Source organism: Desertimonas flava (genome assembly GCF_003426815.1).
Classification (GTDB): Bacteria; Actinomycetota; Acidimicrobiia; order Acidimicrobiales; family Ilumatobacteraceae; genus Desertimonas; species Desertimonas flava.
Genome location: NZ_QKYK01000006.1, coordinates 234,830 through 250,881, shown reverse-complemented (window position 1 = coordinate 250,881; position 16,052 = coordinate 234,830). Strand labels below are relative to the sequence as shown.

Below are 16,052 nucleotides of genomic sequence, written 5' to 3'. Positions count from 1 at the left end.
AACGTGTCGCGGTCGATCACGACGTTGACGCACACATCGATGCCATGGCCGTCCAACGGCGCACCGGCGGCGGCTTCGCAGATCGCCGACAAGGCATCCATCCGCCGCTGCCCGGCCGTGCGGGCCAGCTGTGACTGGCTGTAGCCGTCGCCGTGGACGGTTGTGGCGTGCTCGCAGTCGGCCAGATATTCGGACTGGGCGTAAGCGTCGAGCACGGCTTTGATGGCGGCGGCTTGAGCGTTGGTCATCTGCCCCGACAGGTACGTCGTCTCCCCGACCGTGGACATGCGGAGTCGTCGGGCGCGGTCGGCGTGGTCGGCGTCGTGGTCGGGGCCGTCGAGGTCGACGAGTCGTTCGAACTCGCGGAGCCTCTCGCAGAACAGGTCGTAGTCGTCGAACACCGCCCAATCGACCAACTGATCGAGCACCGGCATCACGTAGCGGCCGACCCGCGGGTGGGCGTGCAGGCGGGCCAACTGGCGGACCTGAGCGATCCCGATGCGACCCTCCGACAGCAAAACCTCCAGGTGCGGTGCCTCGCGGAACAACTCGATCGCCTGCGCCTGGCGCAAGGCGTCGAGACCGGGTTCCCGGATCGAGGCGATGAGCCAGTTCTTCACCGTTCGGTGTCCGTCCAACACATGGAGGCTGCGTTGGTCGGCGTCGGCGGCGACTGCGACGGTGGCTGCCTCGACCCCACGAGCGACCCGGGCGAGGTCGCCCAACACGGCGCCGAGCACACGATCACGGGCCGTGCCCGTCAGAGCGTCGACCTGCTCGCGGACGGTGGCGAGGAACGTGTCGACAGGGCCGGCGAGTGGGCCGCGTACCGGGTCGGGGGGTTCGTGGAACGTGCTGAACAGATCGATCACATCGACGGCGTGGCCGTCACGCTCAGCGACATCAGAGGCGACCGACAACACCGCACCGACAGCCACCGCCATCGGATCATCGACAGCCTCCCCAGCCGCCGTCGGATCGTCCATCACCGCCATACACCCACCCTAAAGAAGGAGTGTCACAGAGATACCTGACCCGGCGACGACCCAGCTACCAGGTACTTCGCGGCGACTCGAGCTGGATCTGGACCACGCGGTGGAGCGGGTCAGGGGCGGTGGCGGTCGAGGAAGTCGAGGATGGCGGCGTTGAAATCGTCGTTGCGGTCGCCGGCGACCATGTGGCCGGCGCCGCCCACCTCGGCCACCTCGGCGTGGGGGATGAACGTGGTGAACGCCGCCGCGCCGTCGGCGGTCACGACGTCGCTCAGGGCGCCGCGCACGAGGAGCGTCGGGATCTCGACGGCTCGCGCCGCGGCGAACATCCGCTCGTCGGAGCCGAAGGGGTGCCGCTCTTCCATCGAGTCGCCGAGTTGGAGGAAGTTGGGATCCCAGTGCCAGTACCAGCGGCCGTCGTCGCCCTGGCGGAGGTTCTTGCGCAGGCCGTCGGGATCGCGTGGGCGGGGGCGCTGGGGGAGGTAGGCGGCGACGGCGTCGGCCACATCGTCGAGGCTGGCGAAGCCGTTGATCCCTTGAGTCATGAAGTCGTGGACGCGGCGAGCGCCGTCGGCCTCGAACGACGGGGTGATGTCGACGAGGACGAGGGAGTGGACGTCGGGCGCCAGTCCCTCACCGACGGCCGCGAGCGACGCGATCCCGCCGAGTGACGCACCGACGATGCTCGGCCGGTCGAACTGTCCGGCGACCGCGGCCACGTCGCCGGCGAAGCGTTCGATCGTGTACTGGCCGTCGTCGCTCCAGCTGCTGTCGCCGTGGCCGCGCAGGTCGAAGCTCCAGGCGTTCCAGCCGGCGGCGGCCAGCGCCTCCAACGCGCCGCCCCACGCGTGGCGCGTCTGGCCACCACCGTGGAAGAGGAGCACCGCCGGATCGTCGAGGTCACCGCAGTGATCGGCGGCGATCGTGGCGCCGTCGACGCCAGCCAGATACTTCATGTGACCTCCGAGTCCAGGGGGTGGATCCAGCGATCAAACCTAGCGATGGTAGGGAGCTCGTCCCCTGCCGGACCCGCCGCGCCGGGCAGTCCGCTTCTGCGATGCCGTCAGTCCGAGGCCGATGACTCCCGGTAGTCGCCGAACTGCCGGTCACGGTCGCTGAGCGCGTCGCTCACACCCTTGGTCGCGAAGGACTTGAGGTACTCCCTCGACGCCGGCTGGTGGAACCCCATCGCCTGGATGTCGGCGCCGTTGCGGATGCCGTTGCGGATCCCCATGGCCTCCATCGCCCGGTGCGCCGACCGCTTGTTGAGGGCGAGCAGGTCGAGGGGAACCTTGGCGATGCGTTCGGCGATCGCCAGGACGGCGCCGTCGAGCTCGTCGGCGGGATGGGCGCGGTTTGCGAAGCCGCGCTGGGCTGCCTCGACGCCGGTCATCGAATCGCCGGTGAGGAGCGCCTCCATGCCGTGGCGCAGGCCGAGCAGCCACGTCTGCCACTGCATGTCGGGCGGCGACATCAGGCGCACCGGTGGGTACCCGATCTGGGCGTCCTCGGCGACATAGACGAGATCGCAGGCCGTCGCCAGCTCCGTGCCACCGGCCAGGCAGTAACCGTGTACCTGGGCGATGATCGGCGTCGCCATGTCCCACATCTCGAACCAGTTGTTGACGACGTGGCGTGACCACCATCCGTCCACCTGAGCGATCGACCGCTCGACGTCGTGGTTGCCGCCGGCGCCGAGGTCGTAGCCGGCGCTGAAGCAGGGGCCGACGCCACGGATGACGATCGCCGAGATCTCCGAGTCGCGGTCGGCCTTGCGCAGTTCCTCGAACAGCGAGCCGCGGAGGTCGTCGTTCAGCGCGTTGCGCTTCTCCGGTCGGTTGAGGGTGAGGCGGCGGACCTTGGGAGCGGGGTCGTCGACGAGCAGTACGGGATCGGCCATGACCGGAAGCTACGCGTCGGTCGCCGCGACCCAACTGTCAGACGGCACCGTCGGGCGACACCTCCGGCGGCGTCCCGTCCCCGAAGGGCCGCCCACCGAGCTGGTCACGGTGATGGGCGGTCGACCAGCCGGCCAGATCGGGACCGAGCGGGACGATGCCCGTGGGGTTGATGTCGCGGTGGACCTCGTAGTAGTGCTGCTTGATCTGGTCGAAGTCGATCGTGTCGCCGAAGCCGGGGGTCTGGAACAGGTCGCGGGCGTAGGCCCACAGCACCGGCATCTCGGTGAGCTTGGCGCGGTTGCACTTGAAGTGCCCGTGGTACACCGGATCGAACCGGACCAGCGTGGTGAAGAGCCGAACGTCGGCTTCGGTGATCGTGTCGCCGACGAGGTAGCGCTGACGCGCGAGTCGTTCACTGAGCCGGTCGAGAGCGTCGAAGAGGCGGTGGTACGAGGACTCGTACGCCTCCTGCGAGCCGGCGAAGCCGCACTGGTACACACCGTTGTTGACGTCCCGATAGATCCACGCCATCACGTCGTCGATCTCGTCACGCCGATCGTCCGGGTAGAGGTCGGGAGCGCCCTCACGGTGCAGGGCTCGCCACTGCGTCGACAGGTCGAGGGTCAGCTGTGCGAAGTCGTTCGTCACGACCCGGACGGAGTCGATCTCGACGATGGCGGGCACGGTGATGCCCTTGGGATAGTCCGGGAAGCGGTTGAGGTACGCCTCCTGCAGACGTTCGATGCCGAGCACCGGGTCGCGGCCGTCCGGGTCGAGGTCGAACGTCCACGAACGCTCGTCGTGCGTCGGGCCGCAGACACCCATCGACAGCGCGTCTTCGAGGCCGACGAGGCGGCGCACGATGATCGCCCGATTGGCCCAGGGACAGGCCCGGCTCACCACGAGCCGGTAGCGGCCGACCTCCACCGGCCAGCCGTCTCGACCGTCGACGGTGATCCGGTCGGTGATGTACGCGGTATCCCGATTGAACTCGCCGCTCTCTACGTAGGGCATACCGACTTCTACCCGAGTTGCGCACGGCCGAGTCGATCGTGCCCCGACCCGGGTCACGACGAGGTTCATGACAACGACATACCGGGCAAATGATAATGACTATTGACTTTTGTGTGCTCGGTTCCTACGGTCGCGGCATGAGCTGGCTGGGGGCCGTCGCCGAGGCGGGCGCGTCGGAATCGTCGTTCGGGTCGTTGCAGCGGGTGACGCGGCTGCGGCCCGGCCTGGACGACCTGCTGCAGCCGTTCCTCGCCGAGGCGTGGGTCGGCAGCGATCCCGTGGTGCTCGAGCTGTGCCGCCTCCGCATCGCTGCGCTCCATGGCGACCGCGGCGACGCCGCCCGCCGCACGCCGGCGGCGGTGGCCGCCGGGCTGACCGAAGAGATGGTCGAGGCGTTGCCGCGGTACCCGTCGGCCGACTGCTTCACCGATCACCAGCGGCGCTGCATCGCCTACGCCGAGCAGTACGTCATCGACGTGCACGGCATCACGGACGCCCAGGCCGATCGGGTTCGCGAGGGCATGTCCGACGCCGAGTTCGTCGCCTTCACCGTCGCCCTCGGCCAGTTCGACGGGTTCGGTCGTCTTCGCCTCGCGCTGGCGGTCGACGACGCCGAGCACGACATCGCCTGAACCATCGACCACGGGAGCCGCTACGTGTCCACCATTCCTCGAGTGCCATCCGCCGTCGTCGGGGCGCCGGCCAACCTCCGCACGCTGCTGGCCCACCGGCCGGAGCTGGCCGAGGCCTTCCACCGGCTCTACGCCACGATGTGGACCGAGGGCATCGTGCCGCAGTCGCTCAAGGAGACGGCCCGCATGCGCAACGCCCGCGTCACCGACTGCGGCTTCTGCAAGAACGTCCGCTTCGACGGGGCACTCGCCGACGGGCTCGACGAATCACAGGTCGAGCAGATCGCCGACGGCTACGAGTCCTCGACACTGTCAGCCGACCAGAAGCTGGTGCTGCGATTCACCGATCGATTCCTCGTCGACGCCGGGCGCCCCGACGACGCCCTGCTCGCCGACATGCGGGCTCGCTTCTCGCCTGCCGAGATCGTCGAGCTGACGATGGCGCTGGCGCTCTTCCTCGGCATGTCCAAGGTGCTCGTCTCGCTCGGCGTCGAGCCCGAGGAGATGGACCGCACGGTGCTCCCGACCCCGGCGCTCGTGGGGCGCTGATGAGCGGGGCGGTCGCGTCGTCGCCGCCGAGACGGCGCGGCCGCCCGCGCAAGGATGCTCGGCCCGACGGCGCTCCGACGACGAAGCAGCTGATCCTCGCCGCCGCCGCCGAGACGTTCGCCGGTCGGGGGTTCGACGGGGCCAGCCTGGTCGACATCGCCAGTGCGGCCGGGGTCACCACCGGCGCCGTCTACCGCCACTTCCGTGGCAAACCGGAGCTCCTCCTCGACGTCGTGGCCTCCACCCTCGACGCCGTCGATCCCCTCCGTCGCATCGAGCCCGACGCCGATCCGCACGCGTTGCGCGCCTGGATCGACTGGCTCCTCGAGCCCGGTCGATCACAGCTGCGCTCGTTGATCATCGAGATCAATCAGGCGGGCGCCCGCGATCCCGAGGTGCGCACGTTGCTGCTCGACTACGCCCGCAGCTACGCCCGTCGGATCGCCGAGCTGGTCGAGCGGTGGCAGGCTCGCGGCCTCGTGGCGGCCGATCGGTCGCCCACCGTCGTCGCCCAGCTGTTCTTGAGCACGGCGAGCGGGTTGTGCGTCAGCGGTTCGCTGCGACCGGAGGTGCTCGCCGATCCGGCGTTCCGGCGACTCGTGGCCAGCCAGATCGACGCCCTGGTCGGCACCACTGCGCTCGTGGGCGAGGGCTGACGCGATGACCACCACGTCTGACACCGCCGCCACCACCACCACCACCAGCAGCACCACGGCCCGCAGCTTCTGTCGCTTCTGCCACGCGGCGTGCCCGATCGAGGTGGAGGTCGAGGTGCTCGACGGCGCCGAACGGGTCGGTGCGGTTCGAGGCGATCTGGCCGATCCGCTCTTCGGCGGTTACACGTGCATCAAGGGCCGCCACCTCGGTGATCAGCACCACCATCCCGAGCGGCTGCGCACCGCGCTGCGCCGTCGGCCGGGCGGTGGGTTCGACGAGATCCCCACCGACGTCGCCCTCGACGAGATCGCCGAGCGGCTCGCCGCCGTCCTCGCCGACGGTGACGGTCGCGCCGTCGCCAGCTACTGCGGCACGGCCACGTTCCAGAACGCCGCGGCCCATCCGGTGGCCCGGGCCTTCCACGCCGCCATCGGTTCGCCGTCGATGTACACGTCGATCACCATCGATCAGCCGGCGAAGCTCGTGACCCCGTTGCGGCTCGGCACGTGGGCGGCGGGGCCGCAGCCGTGGTCGACGGCCGACGTGTCGCTCGTGGTCGGCACCAACGTCGTGGTGTCGATGCTCGGCCTGCCCGGCGGTCCCACGTTCGTCAACCCCCTCGCCTCGTTGCGCGCGGCCAAGCGCCGCGGGTTGCGCCTCATCGTCATCGACCCCCGCCGCACGGAGACGGCCGCCATGGCCGACCTCCACCTCCAGGTCCGACCCGGCGAGGACCCCACGCTGCTGGCCGGGATGCTGCGGGTGATCCTCGACGAGGGGCTGATCGATGCCGAGTTCTGCGACCGGTGGGTCGACGGGCTCGGCGAACTGCACGCTGCGGTGAGCACCTTCGACATCGATCACGTCGCCGAACGCACCGGGGTGCCGGCCGACGACGTCGTGGCCGCCGCTCGGTTGTTCGCCGGCGCCGGTCGAGGGTCGGCCACGTGCGGCACCGGTCCCAACATGGCGCCCCACGGAACGCTCGTCGAGCATCTGCTCGGCGTGTTCAACGTCGTCTGCGGCCGCTTCCCCCGCGCAGGGGAGCAGGTGCAGAGCCCGACGGGTGTGCTCGGCCTCACCGGCGCGGCCGTGCCGGTCAAGGCCCAGGTGCGAGCACCGCGACCGGAGCTGCTCACCAGCGGTCCGGCCGCCCGCGTGCGAGGTCTGCACAGCATCCTCGGTCAGCCGCCCACCGCGGCCCTTCCCGACGAGATCCTCGAGCCCGGTCCGGGTCGGGTCCGGGCCCTGCTCACCGTCGGCGGAAACCCGGTCCTCGCCTGGCCCGATCAGGGCCGGACGGTCGAGGCGCTCGAGTCCCTCGATCTCCATGTCGCCCTCGACATCCGGGTGTCGGCCACCGCCCGTCTCGCCGACTACGTGGTGCCGTCGCTCCTGTCGCTGGAACGTCCCGACGTGCCGACCAACGTCGACCGCTGGTTCGAGGACCCCTACGTGATGTACACGCCATCGGTGCTCACGCCACCCTCGGGCATGGTGGACGAAGCGGGGCTCTACGTCGAGTTGGCCCGGCGGCTCGGTCTCACCCTCGAGCTGCCGGGTGGGAACCTCGGCCCGGAGGAGCGCCCGTCGGCCGACGAGGTGCTCGAACGCTGCTACCCGGCGAGCCGGGTGCCGTGGGACGAGCTGCGTTCCGGTCGGGGCGGGTCGCTCCGTGAGGAGCTGACCCTGACCGTGCTGCCGCCGGACGAGGACGCCCGCGACAGGTTCCGGGTCGTTCCCGACGGGCTGGCCGACGAGTTGGCGGCGGTTCGCCGCGATGCCGACCCGTACGGCGGTCTGGAGGGCTACGACCCCGAGGTGCACACCGCCCGCCTCACGTCACGGCGCCTGAAGGGCGTGTTCAACTCGAGTGGCCGCGAGATCGAGCGACTGCGGGCGCGCGAGGGCACGTCGTTCGCCCACGCGCATCCCAGCGACCTCGAGAAGTGGGGGGTGGCCGACGGCGATCTCGTCGACGTCGTGTCGCCGCGGGCGACCGTGCGCACCGTCGTGCGGGCGGCTCCCGACATGCGACCGGGCGCGGTGTCGATGGCCCACGCGTGGGGCGACCTGCCCGGCGCGGCCGGCCCGCCGCCCGAGCCGTGCGTGCTCGGCGACACCACCGGCCGCCTGTCCGACAACGCCAGCGCCTACGACCCGATCACCGGACTTCCCGTGATGAGCGCCATTCCCGTCGCCATCCGCCCCGTTGCCCGACACCGCTGACGGCTTCCGAGATAGTGCCTGGCACTATCTCGGAAGCTCCCGTCCGGCCGCTACTCGCCGACGTACTGCGAGAGCAGGTGGTGGAAGTGGCGGATCTTGGTTTCCTGGTAGTTGGCCAGGGTGATGTCCTTGCGCAGTGAGGCGAGGCCGCGTTGCACCTTGGGCAGGTTGAACGAGTCCTGGTTGAAGACCCGGGCGAGCATGCCGAGCTCGGGTGCGTCGGTCCAGTCGTCGTCGACACCGAGCCAGTGGATCGGCGCGGCCGGCGGCTTCTCGGTCCCCTCCGGCCACGGGTCGAGGTACATGCACTCCATGATCGACATGTCGTGGCGATCGCCGTAGGGTCGGAACCGGTAGGTGATGCGGTTGTAGGCGCCCCACGGGTGCAGGTTGGGGAACAGCGTGTAGTAGATCGAGTCGGAGAGCTCGGCGTCGGACAGCTCGTCGGCCCTCGCCCCGAGGACCTCCGCCATCCGGAAGCGGCCGCCGGCCCCGGCGGTCGAACGGGCCGTCTCGCCGTCGGCGATGACCACGAATGGATCCTCGTCGAGCCGGCGATCGCTCATCGCGTCGAACATCTCCTGCTGCGTCGGCTGGAAGCTGAGGTGCGGGCTCGGGGTGCCGTTCGGCGTGATCGCCCGTGAGTAGTTGCCGTGCCAGTCGTACTGGCTGTTGGCGTCGCCGATGCCGGCGAGCAGCTGCGGATGGGTGGCGACCACGTGGAAGGCCTCCATGAAGGCTTCCTGCACGACCTTCCAATTGGTGGGGAAGATCTTGGCGACGTGGGCCGACTTGTAGCGCTGCTCGAGCGGCCACTTCGTCCAGTGCTCGGGGAAGTCGCCGAGGAACGACTCGAACGGCTCGGCCGCTGGGTCGGGGTTGATGAACACGAACCCGCCCCACGTGCCGACGCGGGCCTGGGGCAGCGTCCACTCGTCGGCGTCGACGTGCGGGAAGTCCCACTCGCACGGGATCTGCTTCAGCGAACCGTCGAGGTTCCAGCAGTAGCCGTGGAATGCGCAGCGCAGCTCGAAGTTGTTTCCGTCGGTCTCCTTGAGCTGACGACCCCGGTGGAGGCAGGCGTTGTAGAACGCCTTGATCTCGTCGGGAGCCGATCGGACGATGAGGAACGACAGGTCACAGATGTCGTACACGAGGGTGTCTCCGACGTCCGGGATGTCCTCCTCGCGGCAGGCCATCTGCCAGACCTTCGACCACAACCGCTCCTTCTCCAGCTGGTGGAAGTCGCGATCGACGTAACGGCGCCGGGGGATGTCGGCGCTCCCGAGGTGTTCGTTGCTCTGCCACCGCAGGACGGCAGGGACGTTCTCCGGGCGGCTGTCGCTGTCGAGCAGATCCTGATAGCTGGCACCCGGTGAACGGGCCGAGCCCGGGGCGTTGTCGGCGGGTCGGATGTCGATGCTCATTGCGGCAGCTCCTGGAGGGTGTGTTCCGCGGTCTCGCCCTTGAGCGCGCTGGCGGCTTGCTGGAAGCGATTGGGGAGCTCCTTGCCCCCGATCCAGACGCAGAGGTGGGGGTCGGCGTGGCGGGCCTCACCCGACAACCAGACACCGTTGCGGTCGAACAGCCCGGTTCGCCCGTCGCGGGTCACGACGCGGATCGTGCCGTCTTCGGTCAGGTCGTACACGGCCCCCGACAGCGGATGCTTGATCGTGCGCACCGAACCTCCCTCACACGTCGGCGGAGCGCTGTACGCCCTCTCGACCGAATAACTAACTGACTGATCAATTATCATATCCGGCGTGAGCGACCCTTCGAAGCCGGGCGAGCCGACCACGTTGCACTACGAGGTGCTCGAGCCAGGCGACGAGGGGGTGGCGGTCATCACACTCGACCGCCCCGAGGCACGCAACGCCCAGAACAAGCGGATGACGTACGAGCTCAACGCGGCGTTCGACGATGCCGCCCGCCGCACCGACGTCAAGGTGATCGTGCTGCGGGCCGGCGGGCCCCACTTCTGCAGCGGCCACGACATGCGCGATCGCGAGAGCCATCGGCAGTTCGACCTCGTCTCGACGCACGGCGGCTTCTCCCGCGAGGGGCAGGAGGGGCAGATGGCCTTCGAGGAGGAGGTCTACTTCCAGATGTGCTGGCGGTGGCGCAACATCCCCAAGCCGGTCATCGCCGCCGCCCAGGGCAAGACGATCGCCGGCGGCCTGATGTTGCTGTGGATCGCCGACGTGATCCTCGCCGCCGACGACGCGTCCTTCTCCGATCCGGTCGTCGGCATGGGGGTCAACGGCGTGGAGTACTTCGCCCACCCCTGGGAGTTCGGGGCGCGCAAGGCCAAGGAGCTGCTGTTCACCGGCGACTACGTCAGTGCCCAGGACGCGCTGCAGCTCGGCATGGTCAACCGGGTGGTGCCGGCCGATCAGCTGCGGGAGGAGACGCTGCGCCTCGCTCGACGCATCGCCACCCGCCCCAGCTTCGCCCTCAAGTTGGCCAAGGAGAGTGTCAACCAAACGCTCGAGGCGCAGGGGCAGTGGACGGCCCTGCGTTCGGCGTTCTCGCTGCAGCACCTGGCCCACGCTCACAATCGCATCCGCTTCGGCGTGCCGGTCGACCCCGGTTCGGGGCGCCGGCCGGCGACGTCTGGCTGATCCTGGTGCCGCCCGGAACCGGCCTGGCACCAGGGTCGTCACGGGGTCGGGGTCGTCTCGGGGTCAGGGTCGGGGTCGGGGTCGGCGAAATCTCAGGGTGGGGTCCCTGACGACCCCCGAGACGGATTCCTTCACGATGAGGTGGTCAACAACAACCACGCAGCGCCGCTGCGAACGATCACCGGAGAAGCCCCCGTCATGAACACCAAGCGCCCCATCGTCCGTCTCGCTCTCCTCGGAGCCCTCGCCGCCGGATCGGCCTCGGCCGTGCTCCCCGGCATCGCCAATGCAGGTGACCGCCTCGGTTGCGTCGGCAAGACCATCGAGGCCAGCCAGAACGGCCAGACGCTCTACGGCACCGACTGCGCCGACACCATCAAGATCGGCCAGTTCGCGAACATCACGGTCTACGCCGGCGGCGGCAACGACACGATCCGCGCCGGCTTCGGCGGCGGGTGGGTCTACGTCTACCTGCAGGACGGTCACGACACCCTCCTCAACCCCAACGACCGGGAGGTCTGGGCCGCCGGTGGCGCCGGCAACGACACGATGTACGGCAGCTCCGGCTACGACGCCTTCTACGGCGGCACCGGCACCGACTCGGTGAAGGTGAACCCCGGCGACTTCTACGCCGAGGTCGAGAGTTTCCTCTGAGCCACCATCCACCCACCATCCGCCCCCCATTCACCCACCCATTCACGGGGTCCCGCTCCTGACCCCTGGCCGCAGCACGTGGGCGGCCGCAGCAGCAGGCACCGGTTCGACGGCGACGTCGGACCGGTGCCGCTGGCGCGTTCACGGTGACGAGCGTGCAGAAACATAATTGGCATTGTGTTTCAGGTCGGAACGTGGTTGGGTGGCACACGTGTCCATGGGGGATGTCACCAACGCCGTGAACCGCGGTGTCGTCGAGGAGCTCGGGTCGGTGTTCGGCCTGGAGCCCGAGGCGCTGCGCTGTCCGTATCCGCACTTCGAGCGGGCCCGTGCCGAACGGCCGGTCGTGTTCGTGCCCGACATCGAGTGTTGGCTCGTCACCAGGTACGCCGACATCGTTCAAGTCGCCCGGGATCCGCACACGTTCAGCTCCCTCGTGCCGACCGGACCGGTGTTGGCCCGGCAGCAGCTCGAGGGTGTGATGGCCCTGCTCACCGACGAGCCCGAGCTGGGTGCCGGCGCCCGACCCAGCGCCGGCACGCGAGTGCTCATCAACGCCAACCCGCCCGAGCACGGGCGCCAACGGCGACTCGTCAACCGAGCCTTCACGCCGCCGAAGGTGAAGGTGCTCGAGCCCCGCATACGCGAGGTCGCCCACGAGCTCGTCGACGCGTTCGTCGCCGAGGGGGAGGCCGAGATCGTGAGCGGATATGCGGTGCCCCTCCCGCTGACGATCATCGCCGAGTGCCTCGGGGTCGCCGACGACGACCTGCCGAAGTTCAAGCGGTGGTCCGACGATCTCACGGGCCTGATCGGAAACCACTCGATGTCGAGGGAGCAGACCCGCTCACTGCTGTTGTCGCAGCGGGAGTTCTTCCTCTACTTCGGTGAACGCGTCGCCGAGCGCCGCGCCGAGCCGCGCCAGGACCTCATCTCCGATCTCGTCGAGGCGGAGATCGACGAGGTGCCCCTGACCGACGACGAGATCCTCGGGATGCTCAGCCAGTTCCTCGTCGCCGGCAACGAGACGACGACCAAGCTGATCGCCTCGGCCGTGCGGATCCTGCTGGAACAGCCCGACCGCGCGGCGTCGCTGCGCCAGGACCCGTCCGGCATTCCTGCGTTCGTCGAGGAGGTGCTGCGCCTCGAGCCTCCGGTGCAAGGGCTCTACCGCACGGCCACCACCGACACCGAGGTGGGCGGTGTCCCGATCAAGGCCGGTGAGCACTTGCTGCTGATGTACGCCGCAGGCAACCGTGACGCCGAGCGTTTCGCCGCGCCGGACTGCGTCGACCCCGACCGCCCCGGCCTGATGAGTCACCTCTCGTTCGGCCACGGTGAGCACTTCTGCGTCGGGTCTGCGCTGGCTCGGGCGGAGGGCCGCATCGCCATCGAAGTGCTGCTCGAGCGACTCGCCGATCTGCGACCGGCCGGTGGTGTCGACCTCGCCCGCCTCGAGTACGAGCCCAGCTACGTGCTGCACGGCATCAAGGAGTTGCGTGTCGCCGTCACGCCCGCGGGGTGAGACTGCAGCGCGCGACGGCGGGGCGGCGAACACCCCACGCCGCCGGGGACGGCCGCGCAAGGATGCGCGACCGCCGGGATCGCCCACCACCAAGGACCTGATCCTCCGCGCCGCCGCCGATGCCTTCGCCAGCCGGGGGTTCGACGGCTCGAGCCTGGTGGACATCGCCTCGGCCGCCGGGGTGACGACCGGCGCGGTGTACAGCCACTTCTCGGGCAAGCCCGAGCTGCTGCTCGATGTCGTGTCCTCGACGCTCGACGCCGTCGACCCGCGATCCCGGGCGGAATCCGAGGTGACCCCGGGCTACCTCCACGAGTGGTTGGCCTGGCTGCTCGCCCCGGCGCAGCACAAGCTGCGCGCCCTGATCGCCGAGATCCACCACGCCGCTGCTCGCAACCCCGAGGTGCGGGCGCTCCTCGCCGACTACAGTACGCAGTACGCCCGGATGATCGCGGCGATGATCCGTCGGTGGCGTGACGAGGGACTGGTGCGAGCCGATCTGGGCGCGTCCGGCACGGCCGAGCTGTTCCTCGTCGACGCCCTCGGCGCGTGCGTCTCGACCGCCCTGCGGCCCGAGCTGGCGAGCAACCGGCGGTTCATCGGCCTGCTCGACCGCCGCGTGACCGATCTGCTCGGCGAGGTGTGAGCGACGACGAACGACGATCTGGGCGCGTTCTGCGACGCTCAGCGTCACGGATCGCGCCCAGAAGCGGGATCGGCACGATTCGCGCCCAGAAGGTCGACGGTCAGTCGTCGAGGTCGGCGAGGTTGGCGACGACGGCCTGGGCGAACTCGGCCGCCGGGACGCCGTCGAAGGCCCGGTGATCCCACGTCAGGCTCAGCGTTGCGCGATGCACCGTGGCCGGGCCCGACGACGTCGGGACGAGCTCCTCGCGGATGCGCCCGACGCCGAGGATGGCCACGTTGGGCGGGTTGATCACCGGCGTGAAGGCGTCGACCCCGAACATGCCGAGCGCGGTGACCGAGAACGTGCCGCCCTCGAGATCGTCGAGCGCCAGCTTGCCGGCGCGGGCGGCCGTCGCCAGGCGTGTGGTCTCGGCGGTCAGGTCGGCGAGCGACAGCTCATCGGCGTTGCGGACGACCGGCACGACCAGACCGCCGGGCAGCGCGACGGCCAACCCCACGTGGATGCCCGGCAGGTAGGCGACGCCGTCGGGGGTGATCTGGGCGTTGACGTGGGGGTGGTCGCGCAGCGCCCTGGCCGCGGCGGCGATCACGTAGTCCGTGATGCCGGGGACCGGCGCGACCTCCTTGCCCGTGCCCTCGTGCTTCTTGGCCTGCTTGGCGGCGCGCTTCTTGCGCCGAGCCCGGTCGGCCAACACGGCGTCGACATCGGCATCGGTCGTGAGCGTCAGCTGGGCCATCTCCTGCAGCGACTGGTGCATGCGGCGGGCGATGGTGCCGCGGATGCCGCGCATCGGCTCGACGTGGGTCGGAGTCTGCGACGGCTCGGCCGCGGCGGACGACGGTGTCGCCGGTGCGGCAGATCGCTGCGCGAGCAGCTGGCGGACGTGGCGGGCGACGTCGTCGCGGGACACGCGGCCGTCGCGCGGGTCGGCGGCGACCTCGGCGATGCCGAGCAGGTCGGCGAGGCTGCGGGCGGCGAAGGTCGCGGCGACCGTCGAACCGCCCCCGAACGGACGGGACGAACCGGTCGGCCCGGACGATGAAGGCGCCACTGCAGTCGTCGGTGCGGTCGCGGCGGGAACCGGGGCCGGCTCGGGGGAGCGGGTGGCGAACTCCTCCACGTCCTCGGACACGACCCGGCCGCCCGGGCCGGTGCCGCGGACGGCGGCGATGTCGACGCCGAGCTCGGCCGCCACCCGGCGGGCGTTCGGCGACACGAAGCGCCGCGTGTCGCCGGCGGGATCGGCAGGATGCTGCCCGTTGAGCGACGCCGGGGACGGCGCCGGTGCCGTCACGGGAGCCGGGGCCGCTGAAGACGGAGCCGGGCCGGCATCGGATCCAGACGCCGTCTCGCCGTCGGCGAGCAGGCGGCCGACCACGTCGCCGCACGCGAGCGTGTCACCGATCGCAGCGACCTGGACGAGCCGGCCGCTGCCGATGACGTTGACCTCGGTCTCCACCTTGTCGGTCTGGATGACCAGCACCGGAGCCCCGTCGACGACCTCGCTGCCGTCGGGCACGAGCCACTCGAGAATGGTGCCCTCCTCCATGGTCAAGCCGAGCTTGGGCATCGTGAAGTCAATCGCCACCGGGTTCCTCCTGATGGTCTGGGGCCGGGCCGCGTCGGCCGCCGGGGATGTCGAACGAACGAGCGTCGACGCCGGCGAGCATCGCCGCCTCGACGTCGATCACATGGGGACCGTCACCCACCACCGTGACCGTGGCCCGGTCACCGGCGAGCAGGACCAGCGACCGCTCGCCGTCGAGGGCGATCACGCCGGGCCCGGTCCAGTGCACCGGTTCGCCCAGCGCCAGACGACGGCTGGTGGCCACGGCCACGCTCGCATAGGAGCCGGGGATGAGCGGGAGCCGGACCGTTCGCCCGCCGGGACCGAGGTCGACGGTCGCCCCCGCCGGTTCCCAGCGACCGACCGGCTCGATCTGCCCGGCCAGGCTCGACAAGCCGCTCGCCGTCGGGGTGGCCACGGCGGCGACCACCCGCCGGATCGTCGACGGGTGCCACACCGCCCGGCTGCCGACGAAGCGATCGGCGACGAGGGCGGCATCGACCACGGCGACGTCGTGCACATCGGGCCGGCCGGCCGAGGTGAGGTGCACCAGTACCCGCTTGGCCCGCCGGGAGACATCGGCGAGCCCGACGGCGCCCGTCGCCACGAGACCGGCCGCCGTACCCGCTGCAGCGGCGTCCCATGCCACCGGGAAGACGTTGTTGGTCCCCGTCGACACCGGCACGAGCGGGACGTCGTGCCAACCGCTGACGACGTCGCGGCTGGTGCCGTCGCCGCCGAACACGACGACCGCGCCGGCGTCCTGCTTGGCGAGATGGGCGGCCGCGGCGACGGTGTCGAGCCGGTCGCCCGACAACGCCTCGCCGAAGACGAGCACCTCCGTGCCCCCGAGTTCGAGGCCCGCCAGGGCGCGGCGGCCGAGGCCATGGTGGTCGTCGGCCACGAGGACGCGCCGGGCGCCGCCGTGATGGGCGCCGGCGATCGCCCGCCGCACCATCCCGACCTTGGTGGAGTCCGACACGGGACTGGCGTTGCCGACCAGCCGGCGGATGTCCTTGCCGGCCAGCGGGTTGACGACGATCCCGACGGTGCTCACGACGT

General features: G+C 70.2%; 16 protein-coding genes. 8 read left to right on the top strand and 8 right to left on the bottom strand.

Annotation, left to right across the window (positions count from 1 at the left end; all coding sequences use genetic code 11):
• From DN771_RS10250 to DN771_RS10235, 4 genes are all read right to left on the bottom strand, one after another.
• Window positions 1-995: DUF222 domain-containing protein (locus DN771_RS10250; RefSeq protein ID WP_162941776.1), on the bottom strand; the 995-nt coding region annotated here is incomplete at its 3' end.
• A 110-nt stretch (window positions 996-1,105) separates the two neighbouring features.
• The gene (locus DN771_RS10245) at window positions 1,106-1,948 is read right to left on the bottom strand and encodes an alpha/beta fold hydrolase (protein WP_116997252.1); all 843 of its coding nucleotides are present in this window, start codon (window positions 1,946-1,948) and stop codon (window positions 1,106-1,108) included.
• Between the two features lie 107 nt (window positions 1,949-2,055).
• Window positions 2,056-2,892 carry an enoyl-CoA hydratase-related protein gene (locus DN771_RS10240; RefSeq protein WP_116997251.1) on the bottom strand — a complete coding sequence of 279 codons (837 nt, stop codon included), beginning with the start codon at window positions 2,890-2,892 and terminating at the stop codon, window positions 2,056-2,058.
• Between the two features lie 37 nt (window positions 2,893-2,929).
• Window positions 2,930-3,907, bottom strand: a complete 978-nt coding sequence (locus DN771_RS10235; RefSeq protein WP_116997250.1) for a glutathione S-transferase family protein — start codon at window positions 3,905-3,907, stop codon at window positions 2,930-2,932.
• Between the two features lie 137 nt (window positions 3,908-4,044).
• On the opposite strand from DN771_RS10235, the gene DN771_RS10230 reads away from it, so the two are divergent.
• The 4 genes from DN771_RS10230 to DN771_RS10215 are packed head-to-tail and all read left to right on the top strand — an operon-like array spanning window position 4,045 to window position 7,974.
• The gene (locus tag DN771_RS10230) at window positions 4,045-4,539 is read left to right on the top strand and encodes a carboxymuconolactone decarboxylase family protein (protein ID WP_162941775.1); all 495 of its coding nucleotides are present in this window, start codon (window positions 4,045-4,047) and stop codon (window positions 4,537-4,539) included.
• A gap of 42 nt (window positions 4,540-4,581) precedes the next feature.
• Complete coding sequence (locus tag DN771_RS10225) at window positions 4,582-5,088, top strand: carboxymuconolactone decarboxylase family protein (RefSeq protein WP_116997248.1); 507 nt, start codon at window positions 4,582-4,584, stop codon at window positions 5,086-5,088.
• Window positions 5,088-5,744, top strand: a complete 657-nt coding sequence (locus DN771_RS10220) for a TetR/AcrR family transcriptional regulator (protein ID WP_116997247.1) — start codon at window positions 5,088-5,090, stop codon at window positions 5,742-5,744. Before DN771_RS10225 ends, DN771_RS10220 begins: the two co-directional genes overlap by 1 nt.
• Window positions 5,745-5,748: 4 nt before the next feature.
• Window positions 5,749-7,974 (top strand): molybdopterin-containing oxidoreductase family protein, encoded by a 2,226-nt coding sequence (locus DN771_RS10215; RefSeq protein WP_116997246.1) that lies wholly within the window; start codon window positions 5,749-5,751, stop codon window positions 7,972-7,974.
• 50 nt (window positions 7,975-8,024) lie between these two features.
• Here DN771_RS10215 and DN771_RS10210 read toward each other — a convergent pair whose 3' ends face one another.
• Window positions 8,025-9,401 (bottom strand): aromatic ring-hydroxylating oxygenase subunit alpha, encoded by a 1,377-nt coding sequence (locus DN771_RS10210; RefSeq protein WP_116997245.1) that lies wholly within the window; start codon window positions 9,399-9,401, stop codon window positions 8,025-8,027.
• The gene (locus DN771_RS10205) at window positions 9,398-9,655 is read right to left on the bottom strand and encodes a hypothetical protein (RefSeq protein ID WP_116997244.1); all 258 of its coding nucleotides are present in this window, start codon (window positions 9,653-9,655) and stop codon (window positions 9,398-9,400) included. Before DN771_RS10205 ends, DN771_RS10210 begins: the two co-directional genes overlap by 4 nt.
• Before the next feature lie 82 nt (window positions 9,656-9,737).
• Here DN771_RS10205 and DN771_RS10200 point away from each other — a divergent pair, with 82 nt between their 5' ends.
• The 4 genes from DN771_RS10200 to DN771_RS10185 all read left to right on the top strand — a co-directional run bounded on the left by DN771_RS10200 (window position 9,738) and on the right by DN771_RS10185 (window position 13,420).
• A complete protein-coding gene (locus tag DN771_RS10200; RefSeq protein ID WP_205528517.1) occupies window positions 9,738-10,595 on the top strand; it encodes an enoyl-CoA hydratase in 858 nt (285 codons plus the stop codon).
• 198 nt (window positions 10,596-10,793) lie between these two features.
• On the top strand, window positions 10,794-11,249 hold the full coding sequence (locus tag DN771_RS10195; RefSeq protein WP_162941774.1) for a hypothetical protein: 456 nt from the start codon (window positions 10,794-10,796) through the stop codon (window positions 11,247-11,249).
• Between the two features lie 202 nt (window positions 11,250-11,451).
• A complete protein-coding gene (locus DN771_RS10190) occupies window positions 11,452-12,774 on the top strand; it encodes a cytochrome P450 (protein WP_162941773.1) in 1,323 nt (440 codons plus the stop codon).
• Window positions 12,749-13,420: a TetR/AcrR family transcriptional regulator gene (locus DN771_RS10185; RefSeq protein ID WP_205528516.1), complete on the top strand. Its 672-nt coding sequence runs from the start codon at window positions 12,749-12,751 to the stop codon at window positions 13,418-13,420. The genes DN771_RS10190 and DN771_RS10185 overlap by 26 nt, the downstream gene beginning before the upstream one ends.
• A 100-nt stretch (window positions 13,421-13,520) precedes the next feature.
• Here the strand turns inward: DN771_RS10185 and DN771_RS10180 are convergent, their stop codons facing one another.
• Together DN771_RS10180 and DN771_RS10175 are read right to left on the bottom strand one after the other, a co-directional pair.
• A complete protein-coding gene (locus DN771_RS10180) occupies window positions 13,521-15,011 on the bottom strand; it encodes a dihydrolipoamide acetyltransferase family protein (protein WP_205528515.1) in 1,491 nt (496 codons plus the stop codon).
• Window positions 15,001-16,047, bottom strand: a complete 1,047-nt coding sequence (locus DN771_RS10175; protein WP_116997240.1) for an NAD(+)/NADH kinase — start codon at window positions 16,045-16,047, stop codon at window positions 15,001-15,003. Before DN771_RS10175 ends, DN771_RS10180 begins: the two co-directional genes overlap by 11 nt.
• Between the last annotated feature and the right edge of the window lie 5 nt (window positions 16,048-16,052).

Bases quoted from the DNA above. Each gene is read 5' to 3' on its own strand.
- DN771_RS10245 (WP_116997252.1), bottom strand. From the start codon at position 1,948: ATGAAGTATCTGGCTGGCGTCGACGGCGCCACGATCGCCGCCGATCAC.
- DN771_RS10240 (WP_116997251.1), bottom strand. From the start codon at position 2,892: ATGGCCGATCCCGTACTGCTCGTCGACGACCCCGCTCCCAAGGTCCGC.
- DN771_RS10235 (WP_116997250.1), bottom strand. From the start codon at position 3,907: ATGCCCTACGTAGAGAGCGGCGAGTTCAATCGGGATACCGCGTACATC.
- DN771_RS10230 (WP_162941775.1), top strand. From the start codon at position 4,045: ATGAGCTGGCTGGGGGCCGTCGCCGAGGCGGGCGCGTCGGAATCGTCG.
- DN771_RS10220 (WP_116997247.1), top strand. From the start codon at position 5,088: ATGAGCGGGGCGGTCGCGTCGTCGCCGCCGAGACGGCGCGGCCGCCCG.
- DN771_RS10215 (WP_116997246.1), top strand. From the start codon at position 5,749: ATGACCACCACGTCTGACACCGCCGCCACCACCACCACCACCAGCAGC.
- DN771_RS10210 (WP_116997245.1), bottom strand. From the start codon at position 9,401: ATGAGCATCGACATCCGACCCGCCGACAACGCCCCGGGCTCGGCCCGT.
- DN771_RS10195 (WP_162941774.1), top strand. From the start codon at position 10,794: ATGAACACCAAGCGCCCCATCGTCCGTCTCGCTCTCCTCGGAGCCCTC.